Below are 14952 nucleotides of genomic sequence, written 5' to 3'. Positions count from 1 at the left end.
AAAGTACCCCGAGTTCCATCTGCGCCTGCGGAACGGCGACCGAACTCGCGGTCGCGGCCATCCCCCAGGCCGCCGACCGCGACCCCGTCCACGCCCGGCTCGCCCCTGTACGAGCACATGCGCAGTGGTTACTGGACCGCCATCACGATTCCTAGCTCCTGACCGCAGGCGACCGTCCCGCGCAGGATGACCACAAGGCAGCTCGGAGCCCCGGTCGTACCGGCTCAGCAGGTAACCGGATGATGCCGGTGGTGGATCGGTGAGTGCCGCGTTACCGTCGGTGGCCGGTGTTAAGTTGGCGGCGCCTGTCACCGTCAGCACTTAGGACGAGGGAGTCGAATGGCCGACGAGTTCCCAGAGTTCCAGCTCCGCCTCCCGAACGGCGGCCCGGTCGCGCACGGGCGGCTTCTGAAGGAAATAGGCTTGAACGGCAGCCACAAGTTCAGGGTGCTCGCCGGATCGCCTGCGCGGTCCGACACCTCGCCGTCGTTCCCTCGGACCAATCCGTCCTCACACCGAAGCCGTGCGGCTTTGATCAGCGATGAATCCCTGGCGACGTCCACAAGGTGGCCTGGCTTCCTCGAAGTGACCGAGGACATCGACTGCAACTCCGCATCGGCCGCAGCGGAGATCATCCTCGGCCGCAACTCCAACGGTCAGGTGGTCTGGAAGACCTCAAAGGGACATCCGCTCGGTGACTATCTTGCCCAGGACGGGTGGGGACGACGGCGCACCTGGCTCGTCCGGGCAGCACACGCGTACACGACCGACTTCCTCCAGCAGACATGGTTGCAGGAAGGATGCGTCTCTCTGGAGGCGACGCGATTCGACTGGGGCACGCTCAACCAGGGCATGAGCAAAGACGCACTGCGCAGCCTGGCGGAAGAAGTCTATGAGTCCACCTTGTCGTACAGCGCGAGGCGACGAGTCGTCGATGAGTTCTACATATTCCTTTCCCGGATGAAGCCGGACGATGGCGTGTGCACGATCTCCGGCGGAATGCTTCATATTGGCAAGATCACCGGCCCGATCGCACGGGTCGGGTCGGAGTCCGGCAACTGGCATCTGCAACGTCCGGTGGAATGGGAGAACACCGGATACGTTCTTGAGGAACTTCCCGAGGAGGTCCAGCAGAAGCTCTCAGTCCAGCAGGACGTCGCCGACCTGACGTCCGTCCAAGCCATGATCGACGGCCTAGGCCGGACCGATGAGGAACTCGCGGACGAGGTGAAGGACGCTGTTGAAAGCGCGGCTACCGCCCTGGCCGCGCGCCGGGAGCTGGAGCTGCCCGAGCCGGACGATGAACTGGCGCGGGAGTTGCTCGTGCATGACGCTGCTTGGCTACGCGAGGTACGCGATCTGCTTTGGGACGAACGGCAGCTCGTTTTCTACGGGCCGCCCGGCACCGGCAAGACATATCTCGCTCAGAAGTTGGCAGAGTTCCTCGGCGGCGGACGTGAGCAGGTCAAGCTGGTGCAGTTCCACCCCTCCTACGCCTATGAGGACTTCTTCGAGGGATTCCGGCCGCAGGAGGATCCGGAGACCCGGCAGGTCGCGTTCCGGCTGGCGGCCGGCCCGCTGCGCGAGCTCGCCGATCTCGCCTCCAGCGAGGGCAACCGGCACGTTCCCCATTTCCTCATCATCGATGAGATGAACAGAGCCAACCTGGCAAAGGTGTTCGGCGAGCTCTACTTCCTGCTTGAGTACCGCAACCGGTCGGTGCGGCTGACGTACTCCAACGACGACTTCGCCCTGCCGCCCAACCTGTTCGTCATCGGCACCATGAACACCGCCGACCGGTCCATCGCACTCGTGGACGCCGCGATGCGCCGCCGCTTCGCCTTCGTCGAACTGTCCCCGCGCACCGAACCGACCAAGGGGGTGCTGCGCCGCTGGCTCGCCACCAAGGAGCGCGACACCGAGCCGGCCGACCTGCTGGACGAGCTGAACCGCCGGATTCCCGACCCCGATTTCCAGATCGGGCCGTCCTACCTGATGAAGCCGGGCGTCTATCGAGAGGGGGGCCTTGAGCGCACCTGGCGCACCAAGATCCTTCCGCTGCTGGAGGAGTACCACTACGGGGAGGATGTGAGGGTCGAGCAGCGATACGGCCTAACATCCCTGCGCGAGTCGATCACTCCGCCACAGGCATGACGGACATCGCTCTCACCGAGCATGGGGCGGCGTTGTCGCTGCCCCTGTCCGAAGCACTCGGCCGGGCCGTGGCTGCCTCCCGCGTGGTTGAAGCCGCGCCGGATCCAGACGCCCCGGGACGGTGGCGGCTGAAGGCCGCAGGCAAGGTCGGAGTCGCGGCTGTGACTACACCCGGCGGCGAGACCCTCACCATCCGGGTCACTCCGAAAGTGCCGATCCGCCGTTTGCTCTTCTTGCTCGGCTACGCGCTCGACGCCAAGGGCTGGCGCGACGAGGAGGTGTCCCTCGACGCGGAACCCGAACTCCTCCCGGCACTCGCACATCTCTTTGAGCAGCAGGCTGACCGGGCCCTCCGCCAAGGGCTGCTTCAGGGGTATCGCACCACCGAGGAGACCTCTCTGGTCATGCGCGGGCGACTGCGAGAGGCCGACCAACTCCGGCGGCATCACGGCGAATTCCCCGCCCTCGAACTCGTCCACGACGAGTACACAACCGACATCGCCGAGAATCGGCTCGTGCGAACCGCCACCGACCGCCTCCTCCGCCTGCCGGGTGTTTCGAGGGATCTGCGCGGCCGGCTGCTGAGGCTGCGTGTCCGGCTGGCCGACGTCACCCCGATCGGGCGGGGCCATGAACCGCCGGTGTGGCGCCCCACGCGCTTGAACGTCCGATATCAGCCCGCGGTGCGTCTCGCCGAACTCGTTCTGCAGGGCATCTCCGTAGAGCACCGGGCCGGAGACATCACCGTCAGCGGCTTCCTGCTCGACATGGCACGCGTCTTCGAGGATTTCGTCACGGTCGCCCTACGCGAGGCGCTCAAAGCGGGAGGCGGCTACAGCGTGCTCCAGGCATCCCACTACCTGGACGAGGGCCATGCGATCCGGATCGTGCCCGACTTCGTCCACTGCACCGATGACGGCACCCCGCACGCCGTGGCCGACGCCAAGTACAAGTCCGAAAGACCCGACGGCTTTCCCGACGCAGATCTATACCAGATGCTCGCCTACTGCACCGCCCTCCACCTCCCGGACGGGCACCTCATCTACGCGAAAGGCAACGCCCCGCACGCCACCCACCGTGTCCGGAAGACCGGCATCACCATCCACCAGCACACCCTCGACCTGGACAAGCCGCCAGCCACCCTGCTCGCCGATGCCCAGACCCTCGCCGAGCGCCTCTTGCCACGAACATCCCTGCACGGCGCAGAGCCCGCACCCCATCCCTTCTGAGAACGGATGATCCGGAGGGTGATGGGTTCAGATGCGTGCTGCGATCAAGGACACGTCCCGCTCCCGATCGGGCAGCCGGTTCTCCTCAAGGTTCAAGCGGGCTCCTAGCCAGCCGTATGGCCTCCGGCTGTCGAACCATGGGCTGGAGGACGGGCCGCGCTGGTCTGCCGATAGCCAAGATGAGCCGTCCGATGCAAACTTATCTGGGGTGGCCAGGACTACGATCGGATGCTAGAGAACTTCTAACTGGATCGCGCAACGGCCCGGGCAACAGGTGCGGATCCCGTAGTCGGCACACAGCGGCGAAGTCGTCTCCACAGAGACAACACGACCATCTAGAGGTGGGTGTGGATCAGAATTTCGAACGATCCGTCTTCATCGGAAACAACACCGGTATCGTGTCTACCGGGGATAATGTCTCGATCTCCCAGATCACTCTTGCGCAAGGCGCACTGAAGCCGCCAGCAGCGGTGCCCGCTCCCCCGAATATGTGCGGGTCAAACAAGGGCATTAGCCGAGTCTTCCAAGGGCGAGTTAACGAGCAGGAACGCTTGAAGGGAATACTTGACGGACCCCCTGGCTCGGTCGCTGTGATAACCGGATGCGGCGGCGTTGGGAAGACGTCCTTGGCCACTCAGACGGCATTCGGATACCGGAGTATCTACAATCCCATTTGGGAGCTTTCTGCCGAAGACGCCAGTCAGATCGATTACGGACTATCTCGCCTGGCGAGTTGCATCGATCCGGCAATGGTCGATCAGCCAAGCGAAGTCGCTGCGGAGTGGGCGCGGGGCTGGCTTCAAAGTCATGACGATTGGCTACTAATTCTGGACAACGCCTCATCCGCTAGGGATGTGCGCACTCTGCTCAGCCGGCTGCCCCGAGGACGATTCGTCATCACTAGTCAACAGGCCACAGGGTGGCACCACATCGGCTCCGTGATAGAACTCGACGTTCTAGACCCCGGCACCGCGCTGGAACTGTTGGTCACGATCGTTGGCCGGTCATCCTTGAACAGCGAGGACCTGGCCGACGCTGCCGTGGTGTGCGATGAGCTAGGCAATCTTCCACTCGCCATCGAACTCGCGGCAGCCAATATCGCGCAGACCCGAGCCAAACCGCGCCACTATCTTGAGAACTTGAGGGTCGCTCCGCTCGATGTTCTCAACGACTACTCGGCATCGGACGACTCGGCACACACAGTCGCCAGAGTCCTACAGGCCAATCTGGAGAGAATCAGCGGCTATCCCCTGGCTGAAGAACTACTTCACATAATGGCATTCTTTGCTCCCGAAAAAATTCCTTGTTCACTGTTCTTTCGGATAGACTCCCCACAAAAAGTGCGCACAGCTGTTGGGCTGCTTGCCAAGTACAGTTTGGTCCGTTGGGCCGAAGACACGGACGAGCCTACGTTGCACGTCCACCGCCTCGTACAGAAACTTGTTATGGCTTCGAGTCAGGTCTCCGCAAACGGTACATTTGAGTCGTCGTCTACCGCGGCAAATCTTCTACGCGAGGCGATGTGCGAAGAGGATCCACTGGGGGGCTTCAAGACACGATGGCATCGCAGTTTGATTCCGCATGTCGACTCGCTGATCTCAAAGATTGGAGCGAACGAGGAAACCCTTGGAACAGCCGCGCTCTATTGGATAGTCGGGCATTTTCTTCTCAGCCAAGGGCAGTTGGTTCACGCGAACTCTTATGCAGAAATGGCGCATCGAGTGATGGCCCAAATCGGTGGAGGCCCTATAGGTTCGCCGGATATCCAAAACTTGCTTGGGCAGATACAACTCGCCACAGGAAACTCAGCGAAAGCAATCGAACATTTCCGGCAGGCTCTGGATAATACGACTTCGGGATTCAGTAAAGAGAATCAAGACGGATGGGTCTACCAGGTTAACTACGCCCGGGCCCTTCTCGCAGGAGGGGACCACGCCACTGCCATCTCGATCCTCACCAGAGTTGTATCCGACTGTACGAACATACTCGGCAAAGACGACCCTCTGACGCTCTCCGTGCGGGCGAATCTCGGCCAAGCGCATGAGATCAGCGGAGATAAAGCTACGGCGATATCACTCTATAGTCAGATCCTTTTGGACCGGCGGCGGACACTGGGTTTGGACCACGAAGCAACTGCCGCTTCGCTGGCGACGCTCGGAAATATCTACCTCACCAGCGGTGACCCAGTTAGCGCCGTCCCTTATCTTGAACAGGCTCTTGACATCAGAGCACGAATACTAGGCAGTGATCACCTGGATACAGTAGTTTCAAGGAACAATCTTGCAGTTGCTCTCTGCGGAATCAATGAACCACACCAAGCAATTCCACTTTTGGAGGGTGTGATTAGTAATGCATCAGGAATCTTCGCCCCCGGGAGCGCCGAACTGACGAGTACACAGGAAAGACTTGCCAGTCTTTACGTTTCCACAGGGCAGCCGCATCGCGCCATTTCATTGTACAGCGACCTGCTAAAAACTCGAATCCAAACCGTTGGAGTCGACCACCCAACAACTTTCACAATCTATAACTTGCTAGGCTTTGCGTATAGGGCAGTCGGCAACCTCAAGCGCGCTATCGTCTACTACGAGAAGGCACTAAGTGGGCGCACTCGAGTCCTTGGCGTAGAGCATCAGGACACATTTATCTCACGCAACAATCTAGCTTATGCCTACAGGCTCGCCGGAGACTTCGCTCGAGCGATTCCACTCTACAAAGAGACTCTTGATTATGCCGCAACCAGACTAGGCCGTAGTCATCCAGCCGTCATCAAAATGGACGACGATATTCGCTCTCTGCAAAATCGGATGTAGCACCGAGTGATGGACTGCAGGGTTTAGCGAACAGTAGATATTGCCAGTTCTATCTCGACTGCTCGATCGTTGGGGGCGCGCCTTGTAGGCGACTTCATGGACGACCGTATCCTTACGTGTCCCTCTTCACTGTGAAGGAACCACCGTCTCCGGTCGCAATAACCCCGAGGTTGGCCTGCACCGCAACCGACCGCTCACCCATCGCAGTCATCCGCAATCCACTAGCCGACGGCGCCTCGGCAACAAGCTGCCGCACTTCGCTTTCGAGCTCCCTGTCGCCTTCCATCGCCTTGCGGAGCGCCTTGCGGAGCGCCGCTACATTGTCGGGATCGTCCGGTTGGGCGATGACATCAGCCAACTCTTCGGGGAGTTCCTCGCCGTCCCGTCGGGCTCCGAACACCCGCTGAAGAATCCTGCGCCCGACCCCGACCGTGGCTTCCGCAGCGTTGTCCTCAACCTGTGCAAGCACCGCGCCCCCGTAGGCGCTCACCGCCGCCGTCAGATAGGGGGTGGCTGATTCGACCACCTGAATGAGATCGCCAGTCATGCCTATCGCGCTCCCTGTGCGGCCGAAACTCAACACCGAGCGCACTCCGTCCGATGAGTCCGCCCGCGACAGCAGCCGCTAAGCATACCGTGATCCTTCGCGACGTCACCAATCGTAACTCATCGACTCCTTACAATGCTTGCAAAGACGGCAACCGATCCTGTGTCCGAAGCTGGAACGTCATCTCCTGTCGACTTGGCAGTCTGTCCAACAGCGAGCTGATTCCATCCTCATCGGTTTGGTGATGGAGGGTGAGGATGGCCTGCACGATGGCGGTTAGGTGCTGGGTGAGCAGCGGGCCTTTCGCAGGTTGTGCCATCCCTTGAGAGCGGCGGCGCCTCGCTCGCCCAGGGCGCGGACCTTGGCGTGGTGCTGGTTGAACAGCTTCTTGCGTTTGTCCAGCTTGCGATGCTTCTTGCGTTTGTAGGGTGTGCCGACAGCGCCGCCGGCGCCGACGTACCCCTTGTCGGCGTAGCAGGCGATCGTCCGGGCCGTCAGAGCATCGATGATGCCGTGCTCGCGTGCGGCGGTCAGAACATGTGTGGAGCCGGGCAGGGCCGGCGACGCCCAGATCAGCTCGCCGTGCGGGTCGGGAGGACCTGGACTTTCATGCCTGGTCGGTGGTGTTTGCCCGAGTAGTGGAGCCGGTCGCCTTCGCCCGACAGTCGGTCGGTGGCCACCAGGGTGCCGTCCAGGTTGACGTAGGCCTTGCGCTGGGCGAGCCTCGGGGCTTGCCGCAGGTCGGGTGCCAGTTCAGCGAGCACTTCGATCACCTCGGTGACGTAGCGGTGCGCGGTCGCGGCACCGACGCCGAACGCCGCCGCCAGGCGGGCGAAGGTCTCGTTGCGGCGCAGGTGCGCCAGAACCAGCAGCGCTTGGCGGTCTGGCGGCAACCGCCGCCACCGTGACCCGACCCGGCGCCGATGCCTGCGGATCAGATCGGCCACGAAGCTGCGGGCCGAGCGAGACAGGTCAAGGGCAGCGCGATAGAACAGCATCGGAGCTCCTGGTGGTCAAGATCGTCGCAAATCTCGATCTACCAGGAACTCTCTTGTTGTCGCTCACGCCGCGCGGGACGCAACCAGCCCGTGACCTGCGGCCTCAGGTTGGAATTTCCTCAGCACCTTAGGTCGAATCTTGCTTGCCGACAGACCCGGCCTGGCGATTACGGTGAGTGCTCACTTCACGATTGTTGCAGTGGAGGTCCTTGGCGGTTGGTGAGCACAGGGTGCGCACGAACTGTAATGGATCACAAGTGACGCAGGGCAACTTCATGGACACTGACCTGCGGGAATGCGGATTCGCTCGGACCGTGAACTACCCCATAACACGCCAAAAATGGAACTGCTAATGCGGTTTGGGTTCACGCCCATCCGGGGTTCAAATCCCCGATCCTCCGCCACTCTGACCAGGGACTTCGTCCAAGATCTCGATCTGGACGAAGTCCCTGTCGCATTTTGGAATGTCCGCTTTGGTGGGGTCGCCTCCTACACCCGCGACCCACACCGAGCAGGTCACTGGAGTGCCGCGCTCTGGATTGGACCGGCCCGTGACGGCGATGCCGCATCGTCGATCGCGTCCGGCAGACCGGTCAGACGGTCAACTGTGCGCGTCAGGCGATCAACTGCGGTGGCGCGGACCCGGCGAGGGTGTAGGGCATGTCAACGCCTCAGTCCTCGACGCCGTCCACCGTCACTGCGCCGCCCGAGTCGCCCGTTAGGTCCGGCGGCTCGGCGAACTGGTCACCGATCGTCGCGCTCGCCGCCGGGATCGCGGTGCTCGTCGGCAGCGAGTTCCTGCCGGCCAGCGTGCTGCCCGCCATGGCCGCCGACCTCGGGGTCAGCGAGGGCACCGCCGGTCTCGCGGTCGCCGCGACCGCGGTCGCGGGCGCGGTCACCGCCCCCAGCATCGCGGTGCTGCTGCCCCGGACCGACCGGCGCACGGTCCTGACCTGGCTCCTGGTCGCGGCGGCCGTCTCGAACCTGGCGGTGGCGCTCGCCCCCGGTTTCGCCGTCCTACTCCTCGGCCGCCTCGTCCTCGGCGCCGCGATCGCCGGGTACTGGTCGTTCGCGTTCGGCGCCGGCACCCGCGCCATGCCGGGACGCGACAGCGTGGTCTCAACGTCCATCGCGCTGGGCGTCACCCTCGCGACGATCGGCGGCGTCCCGTTGGCGTCCCTGCTCGGCGACGCGGTCGGCTGGCGGCTGGTGTTCGGGGTCGCGGCGGCCCTCAGTATCGTCGCCGCCCTGGCCGTGGCCCTGACGTTGCCGCCGGTGCCCCCGCACCCGGCCGCCGGAATGGCGATGCTGCGGGCGGCGCTCGCCAACCGCCGGCTGATGGCCGGGGTGCTGGGCGTGGTCCTGGTCGCGTTCGGCAACTTCGCCGCCTACCCCTTCATCCGGGTCGCGATCGAGGACGTCGACGCGGGCGCCACGGTGTGGCTGCTGCTGGTCTGGGGCGTGGGCGGGCTGGCGGGCAACCTCGCCGCCGGGCGGTTCGCTGGACGGTTGCGCGCGGTGGTCGCCGCGGCCCCGCTGCTGCTGGCCGGCGGCCTGCTGGTCACCGCGACCGCACCGTCCCTGCCGGTGCTGGCCGCGGGGGTCGTCGTGTGGGGCCTGGCCTTCAACATGGTCCCGGTCGCCACCCAGCTCTGGGTGACCCGCGTCGAGCCCGAGCGCGCCGAGTCGGCCCTGTCGTTGCAGGTCACCGCGTTCCAGGTGGCGATCACGCTGGGGTCGGCGTCAGGAGGCGCGCTCCTGGACGCCGACGGCGTGCAGGCGGCCTTCCTGCTCGGCACGGGGTTCGCCGCGGCGGCCGGGCTGCTTTTCGCCGCGCTGCGCGTCCCGCGTGGGTGACGGCTCCCGCCAGGCCTGCGGCGCGACACCGTGATGGGACGAGAACGCCCGGCTGAAGGCGGCGGTGGAGCCGTATCCGACGGCGGACGCGATGTACTCCACCGGACGCGAGGGGTCCGCGAGCAGTCGGCGCGCCTCCCGCATGCGTATCTCCCGGAGCAGCTCCGCGGGTCCGCGGCCGAGTGCGCGGCGGAACCGCTCGCCCAGAGCGGAACGCGACAGGTGGACCAGGCGGGCCATCCCCTCGACGGTCCACGGCTCGGCCGGACGGGCGGTCACGGCGGCCACCACCGCGGTGACGGCCTCGTCCGGCGGACCGGCGTCGCCGCCCTGGTCCTCTTGCCAGGAGGTGGTCATCGCCGCGCCGATCAGGTTGCCGTAGCTGGCGGCGAACAGGGTCGGCCGGCACGCACGTTCGAGCGGGCACTGCGTGACGAGCGCCAGGACACCGCCGTGCCGGGCACCGAAGCCGCGGACCACCAGCGGGCTGGGGAGCCGACGGACCGGGACGGCCATGCGCAGGTCCGCCACGACCAGGACGGACTCCTCGTGCCGCCGCGACGCGGTGAGCCGGTGAGCGGTGCGGGCGTCGATGAGGACGGCGTCCCCCTCGGCGAGTGACTGCTCATCGAACGCCGTCTCAAGCGTGAACTCGCCCGCCAGCACCAGCGCCCACAGCGGGGCCGGCGGTTCTGTGAGCACTGCGCCCGCCGGCAGCTGGACATGGTCCATGCTCGACATCTCCCACGCCGGTTCCGCCCAGGCTGGTTCGGCCCACGCCGGTTCCGGCGAGGAGGTGCCGACGTCGTCCGCCCGTGAGACAACCACGATGTTCGCCACGTGAGCTGAAGCGCAGGCCAGACGGCGGCCTATTCCCGCGCGTCCTGGATAGCGCCTCAGGAGTGACGCAATCGGATGCGCTCTGTGATGCCGTATCGGACGAAGGAGCGGGGCCTCGACAAGCCACTTGTTGATGGCAGAACTACGCCTTGACTTTTCTTCTGCAGCCGGGGCACGGGCCTCGCCATATCTGACGAGCTACGGAACTGAACGCGGAGGGGCGGGACAGGAGGGCACGCCCCTCCGCTGATCTTCAGGTTCGGTCGATGACCGCGAAGACGACCTTGCCGACGTCGCCAGCCAGGGCGCGGATGCCCCAGCAGGGGGCGTACTGGTCGACGATGAACAGGCCGCGGCCCGTCTCGCTCGTCGTGTCGGGCGCCAGCATGTGCGGGAGGCCGCAGGCGGCGTCCTGGACCTCCATCCACAACGCGTCGTCCTCGGTTCGGCTCAACCGCAGGACCACGGCCTCGTCGGTGTCGGACGCCGCGTGCTGGAGCGCGTTGGTGACCAGTTCGCTGGCCACCAAGCCGCAGAACTGATCACCTGGCAACACACGATCGTTCCCGGTCTGCTGCAGACTTCGCCCGAAGTGATGCGGGAACAGATCGAGCACCAGATCGCCCTCAGCGAGCTACCCAATGTCACCATGCAAATCGTCCGCAACAATGGACGTCCAGCAGGCACAGGCGGCGCGTTCGTGGTGGCTAGCATGGAGGACCGGAGCGAGGTCTCTTACATGGAGACGACGGTACGAGGCATCACGACCGACGACCCCTCGGACCTCGCCAAACTCTCCGAAACGCTCCGAGAGATGCGAGCGAGGGCCCTCCCCGAAGACATGTCCCAGGACATGCTGAGAAAAGCACTGGAGAAATGGACCTGAGTAACGCCACCTGGCGCAAGGCAAGCCGCAGTGGCGAAAACGGCGGGGACTGCGTCGAGCTGGCCGACGTGGCTGGTGCGTCGGCCGTGGCGGTGCGGGACAGCAAGGACCCGGACGGCCCCGTCCTCCTGCTGACCCGCACGGCCCTGCGCACGGCCGTCCAGTCCGCCGCCGACACCCACTGACCACTCGGCCCCCCGGCCGCCCCTGACCACCGAGCGTCTCCGAGGGGCGATCCGCAGCGCGGTGGGTGCGGGTTTCCACAGGAGGGCCGGGCGGCCGTCCCCATGGGTCGCGACGGGTCCGATTCCGTAGCGTCCACTCATGATCAAATTTTCCAGATGGACGGCGTTCGCGGTCTCCAGCGTGACGGCGGCGGCGGCCTTTGCCGCGGTCACGGTCGTCCGCGCCGCTCCCGACGCGCATACGGCGCAGCCCCAGTCGAGCCTCACCCGTTCGGCCTCGGAAGGCTTCCAGGAGACGTTGAACGAGCTGGTGAAATCCAAGGCGGCCACGGCCGTCCTGCTCCGCGTGCGGACCGCGGACGGCGGCGAGTGGTCCGGCGCGGCGGGCGTGTCCGACGTCCGGACCGGGCGGCCCGCCGATCCGGCCGGGTACTTCCGGATCGGCAGCGTCACCAAGACGTTCGCGGCGACCGTCCTGCTGCAACTCGTCGACGAGGGACGGCTGCGGCTCGACGACCCCGTGGCCGAGCACCTGCCCGGCGTCGTCCCCGGCGGGGAGCGGATCACGGTGCGGCAGGTCCTCCAGCACACCAGCCTGCTTCGCGACTACATGAGCGACCCTGGATGGTCCACCAACCGCTGGCGCGGGGCGGAACGGTTCCGCAGCTACAAGCCCGACCAGCTCCTGGCGCAGGCGTTCCGCACCCCCGCCCACAATCCCCCGGACGTCACCTGGAAGTACTCCAACACCAACTACGTGGTCGTAGGGCGGTTGATCGAGCGGCTGACCGGGCGGCCGTACGGCAAGGAGGTGGAGCGGCGTGTCCTGCGCCCGCTCCGGCTGACCCAGACGATCGTTCCCGGCAACCGCCCCGGCCTGCCCCGCCCGCACGCGCACGGCTACGTGCAGCTGCCCGACGGGCGAACCGTGGACGCCACCCGCATGAACCCCTCCCTCGACTGGGCGGCGGGCGAGATGATCTCCACCACCCGGGACCTCGGCCGGTTCCTCGACGGACTGCTCGGCGGGCGGCTGCTGTCCCCCGCGACGCTCGCCGCGATGCGCACCGTGCACCCCACCAACGCCGGGTTCTCCTACGGGCTCGGGCTCCAGGAGTACGCGCTGCCCTGCGGCAAGCGCATGATCGGGCACAGCGGTCAGCTCATCGGCTACACCACCTACGCGCTCCGCTCCGACGACGGACGGCAGATGAACCTGTCGGTCAACCTCGGCTCCGCGCCGCCCTCGACCGACGAGCTCTACGCCCTCGCCGGCAAGGTGTTCTGCTGACGCCCGCGCCACGCGGTGGACCCTCAACCGCCATCCAGGCGTGCGCCGCCGTGGCTTCGGGACTCCTCATGACGCCGGTCCGGGAATGTCCGAGGCGGTCGGCAGCATGCCTGCATGGAATGGCGACCCTGGCTGAGACGCTGGAGTGATGAATGGGTGCGGAGCGCCGGCCCCGAAGCCGACCCGGAAGTAGCGCGCACTCGCTGGCTCGGTTTCGCCCCTGCCGCTGAGCAGGCCGTCGCGGCGGCCGAGGCGCGGATCGGCGTGCGGCTGCCACCGGCCTACCGGGAGTTCCTCCTGACGACGGACGGCTGGCGCGATGCCGGGATGTTCGTCTGGCGGATGCGCGACACCTCCGACATCGGGTGGCTCCGCGACCTCGAGCCTTACTGGGATGACGGCTGGGCGGAACTCTGCGAGGACGAGCGGGAGGGCACCTGCCTCAGCCGCGGGCTGCTGATCTCCAGAGAGGCCGATGCCGGAATCTTGTTCCTGGACCCCGGCAGCGTCGACGACTCGGGCGAATGGGCCGCCTACAGCCTGTTCTCCTGGAGGGCCGAACCGCCTGAGCGGTTCGCCTCCTTCACCGCGTTGATGGAGGACCTCTACGCCGAGTTCCATCGCATGCGCAAACCGGAAGGCGGAACCCGCGACTCATGGGACGCCAAGGTCGAACAGGCTCGCCTGGACGCCCTCGCCGGTGATGCCGACGGCGCCGACGCGGTCCTGGCCGAGGCCGAGGATTTCGGCCTCGAACGCGCCACTGTCCTGCGCGCGCAACTCCAGGTCTTCGTCGGCCGTCCGTCCGGGCACTCCCTCGGGCGGTTGCTGCATTCCGACTTCGTACCCGCGGGGTTTCTGGCCGATCCGCTGTTCACCGAGGAGTTCCTGCCTCTGCTGTTCGCCCAGCACGCCGAGTGCTCCTTGCCCGGCCGCAACTCGCAGCTTCAGATGGCGATGAACGGCAACGACCCGGACCTTCACCTGCTCGTCGGCGCGTACCAGGCGCGCATTCGCAACGGCGAGCGCCCCATGACGTATGGCAATCCCGAGTTCGACGGCCTGATCCGGGACGCGGTGGACGAGCACGGAGCCGAGCCCGACGCCCTCTGGCGGGACATCGACGCCGCGTTCGCCCATTGGCGCCCGCGCACCCGCGACCACATCGCACCGGTCGCCCTGCTGGCAGACCCGGCCGTGACGGCCGCCCTCACGCCGGAACGCCGCCGGAACCTGCTGTCCCGCCCACGAGGTGACCGCCGATGATGCCCTTTCCGAACCGGGACGATGTCGCGGTGGAGCAGATCATCGGCGCCTGCGGCCGCGACCACGACATTCCCGGCCGGACCCGCCTGGAAGCGACCGCGACCGAGACCGACGAGGGCGGGCAGACGATCAACATCAACCGCACCGCCTGCCGGAAATGCGGAATGATCCGCGTCACCCGGTGGCGAGCCCCCGAGCCGGACGCCAGCGGCACCTTCTTGGCGCTCGCCACCTACGAGCGGCCCGAACCGGGCGACGTCCCCGGCATCACCGAACGCGCGCTCCAGGTGACCGAGAAGGAACTCGCCGACTTCATCGCCGCGCGCGGCTTCCCCGGCGGCATCCCCGCCGGCTTCGCCCCGGATCGACGCGCCACCGCGGCAGAGGAGCACCTCGACCTCACGCTCCGCATCCGGGCGGGCCAGTTCACCCTCCTCGACCGCGCTCGCTCGCTCGGCGACATCCTCCCGGTCCCCGCCTACGCCGAGTCGGCCGGCCTCATCGACGCCGTCCCAGGGGCGGCGCTGTTCTGGCCGCCCGTCCAGGACGGCGACCTGTCCCTAGCCGTGACGATCTCCCCCACGCCCCCGGAACCCGCCCCCGCCTACGACCGGATCGCGGAACTGAGCTGCCGGTTCCACACTGGCCGCGCCGTCCTCCGCGAACTCGCCGGACGCGAACTGCCGCTGCCGCCGCTCCCCGCGGGCCACGGGGATTACCGCCTCCGCTTCCATGCGAAGCCGTCCGGGTGCCTCCTCCAGATCTGGAACCAGCCCCGCACGAGGCCGAAGGTGCTGGTGAGCCCGCCAACCGACGGTCCGGGATGAGTCGTCGCTGAACTCGGCCAAACAGATGGAGAACCGGGACGCTGAGCTCCCGCCCCGGCCCC

12 protein-coding genes and 1 pseudogene are annotated in these 14952 nt (G+C 66.1%); 9 read left to right on the top strand and 4 right to left on the bottom strand.

Annotated features, from left to right (window positions below; genetic code table 11):
• The first annotated feature begins 339 nt into the window (after positions 1-339).
• The 3 genes from HUT06_RS01485 (at position 340) to HUT06_RS01475 (ending at position 6193) form a co-directional block, all read left to right on the top strand.
• Complete coding sequence (locus tag HUT06_RS01485; RefSeq protein WP_176194037.1) at positions 340-2154, top strand: DUF4357 domain-containing protein; 1815 nt, start codon at positions 340-342, stop codon at positions 2152-2154.
• Positions 2151-3383 carry an McrC family protein gene (locus HUT06_RS01480; protein WP_176194036.1) on the top strand — a complete coding sequence of 411 codons (1233 nt, stop codon included), beginning with the start codon at positions 2151-2153 and terminating at the stop codon, positions 3381-3383. The genes HUT06_RS01485 and HUT06_RS01480 overlap by 4 nt, the downstream gene beginning before the upstream one ends.
• 626 nt (positions 3384-4009) lie before the next feature.
• Positions 4010-6193 carry a tetratricopeptide repeat protein gene (locus tag HUT06_RS01475; protein WP_176194035.1) on the top strand — a complete coding sequence of 728 codons (2184 nt, stop codon included), beginning with the start codon at positions 4010-4012 and terminating at the stop codon, positions 6191-6193.
• Positions 6194-6305: 112 nt separating this feature from the next.
• Here the strand turns inward: HUT06_RS01475 and HUT06_RS01470 are convergent, their stop codons facing one another.
• Complete coding sequence (locus HUT06_RS01470) at positions 6306-6740, bottom strand: hypothetical protein (RefSeq protein ID WP_176194034.1); 435 nt, start codon at positions 6738-6740, stop codon at positions 6306-6308.
• Positions 6741-6984: 244 nt separating this feature from the next.
• Positions 6985-7738, bottom strand: a pseudogene (locus HUT06_RS01465) (transposase family protein); the annotation flags it as partial.
• A gap of 660 nt (positions 7739-8398) precedes the next feature.
• Between HUT06_RS01465 and HUT06_RS01460 the strand changes: the two are divergent.
• Positions 8399-9595, top strand: a complete 1197-nt coding sequence (locus tag HUT06_RS01460) for an MFS transporter (RefSeq protein ID WP_176194033.1) — start codon at positions 8399-8401, stop codon at positions 9593-9595.
• Here the strand turns inward: HUT06_RS01460 and HUT06_RS01455 are convergent.
• Together HUT06_RS01455 and HUT06_RS01450 are read right to left on the bottom strand one after the other, a co-directional pair.
• Entirely contained in the window at positions 9482-10327 is an 846-nt protein-coding gene (locus tag HUT06_RS01455) for a helix-turn-helix transcriptional regulator (RefSeq protein ID WP_176194032.1), read from the bottom strand. The genes HUT06_RS01460 and HUT06_RS01455 overlap by 114 nt on opposite strands.
• A 361-nt stretch (positions 10328-10688) precedes the next feature.
• The gene (locus tag HUT06_RS01450; RefSeq protein WP_176194031.1) at positions 10689-10988 is read right to left on the bottom strand and encodes an ATP-binding protein; all 300 of its coding nucleotides are present in this window, start codon (positions 10986-10988) and stop codon (positions 10689-10691) included.
• Positions 10989-11030: 42 nt separating this feature from the next.
• Between HUT06_RS01450 and HUT06_RS01445 the strand changes: the two genes are divergently transcribed.
• The 5 genes from HUT06_RS01445 (at position 11031) to HUT06_RS01425 (ending at position 14890) form a co-directional block, all read left to right on the top strand.
• Complete coding sequence (locus HUT06_RS01445; RefSeq protein WP_176194030.1) at positions 11031-11321, top strand: Scr1 family TA system antitoxin-like transcriptional regulator; 291 nt, start codon at positions 11031-11033, stop codon at positions 11319-11321.
• A complete protein-coding gene (locus tag HUT06_RS01440) occupies positions 11312-11506 on the top strand; it encodes a DUF397 domain-containing protein (protein ID WP_176194029.1) in 195 nt (64 codons plus the stop codon). The genes HUT06_RS01445 and HUT06_RS01440 overlap by 10 nt, the downstream gene beginning before the upstream one ends.
• A 139-nt stretch (positions 11507-11645) precedes the next feature.
• Complete coding sequence (locus HUT06_RS01435; protein ID WP_176194028.1) at positions 11646-12797, top strand: serine hydrolase; 1152 nt, start codon at positions 11646-11648, stop codon at positions 12795-12797.
• 114 nt (positions 12798-12911) lie between these two features.
• Positions 12912-14063 carry an SMI1/KNR4 family protein gene (locus HUT06_RS01430; RefSeq protein ID WP_176194027.1) on the top strand — a complete coding sequence of 384 codons (1152 nt, stop codon included), beginning with the start codon at positions 12912-12914 and terminating at the stop codon, positions 14061-14063.
• A complete protein-coding gene (locus HUT06_RS01425; RefSeq protein WP_176194026.1) occupies positions 14060-14890 on the top strand; it encodes a hypothetical protein in 831 nt (276 codons plus the stop codon). The genes HUT06_RS01430 and HUT06_RS01425 overlap by 4 nt, the downstream gene beginning before the upstream one ends.
• The last annotated feature ends 62 nt before the right edge of the window (positions 14891-14952 follow it).

Origin of the sequence: Actinomadura sp. NAK00032 (assembly GCF_013364275.1) — a bacterium.
GTDB lineage: Bacteria > Actinomycetota > Actinomycetes > Streptosporangiales > Streptosporangiaceae > Spirillospora.
This window is presented reverse-complemented; position numbering and strand designations above follow the sequence as displayed.

What these genes read in the sequence shown, in the direction of transcription:
- HUT06_RS01485 (WP_176194037.1), top strand. Translation starts at nt 340, where the DNA reads ATGGCCGACGAGTTCCCAGAGTTCCAGCTCCGCCTCCCGAACGGCGGC.
- HUT06_RS01460 (WP_176194033.1), top strand. Translation starts at nt 8,399, where the DNA reads ATGTCAACGCCTCAGTCCTCGACGCCGTCCACCGTCACTGCGCCGCCC.
- HUT06_RS01435 (WP_176194028.1), top strand. Translation starts at nt 11,646, where the DNA reads ATGATCAAATTTTCCAGATGGACGGCGTTCGCGGTCTCCAGCGTGACG.
- HUT06_RS01455 (WP_176194032.1), bottom strand. Translation starts at nt 10,327, where the DNA reads ATGGACCATGTCCAGCTGCCGGCGGGCGCAGTGCTCACAGAACCGCCG.
- HUT06_RS01430 (WP_176194027.1), top strand. Translation starts at nt 12,912, where the DNA reads ATGGAATGGCGACCCTGGCTGAGACGCTGGAGTGATGAATGGGTGCGG.
- HUT06_RS01440 (WP_176194029.1), top strand. Translation starts at nt 11,312, where the DNA reads ATGGACCTGAGTAACGCCACCTGGCGCAAGGCAAGCCGCAGTGGCGAA.
- HUT06_RS01470 (WP_176194034.1), bottom strand. Translation starts at nt 6,740, where the DNA reads ATGACTGGCGATCTCATTCAGGTGGTCGAATCAGCCACCCCCTATCTG.
- HUT06_RS01445 (WP_176194030.1), top strand. Translation starts at nt 11,031, where the DNA reads ATGCGGGAACAGATCGAGCACCAGATCGCCCTCAGCGAGCTACCCAAT.
- HUT06_RS01425 (WP_176194026.1), top strand. Translation starts at nt 14,060, where the DNA reads ATGATGCCCTTTCCGAACCGGGACGATGTCGCGGTGGAGCAGATCATC.
- HUT06_RS01480 (WP_176194036.1), top strand. Translation starts at nt 2,151, where the DNA reads ATGACGGACATCGCTCTCACCGAGCATGGGGCGGCGTTGTCGCTGCCC.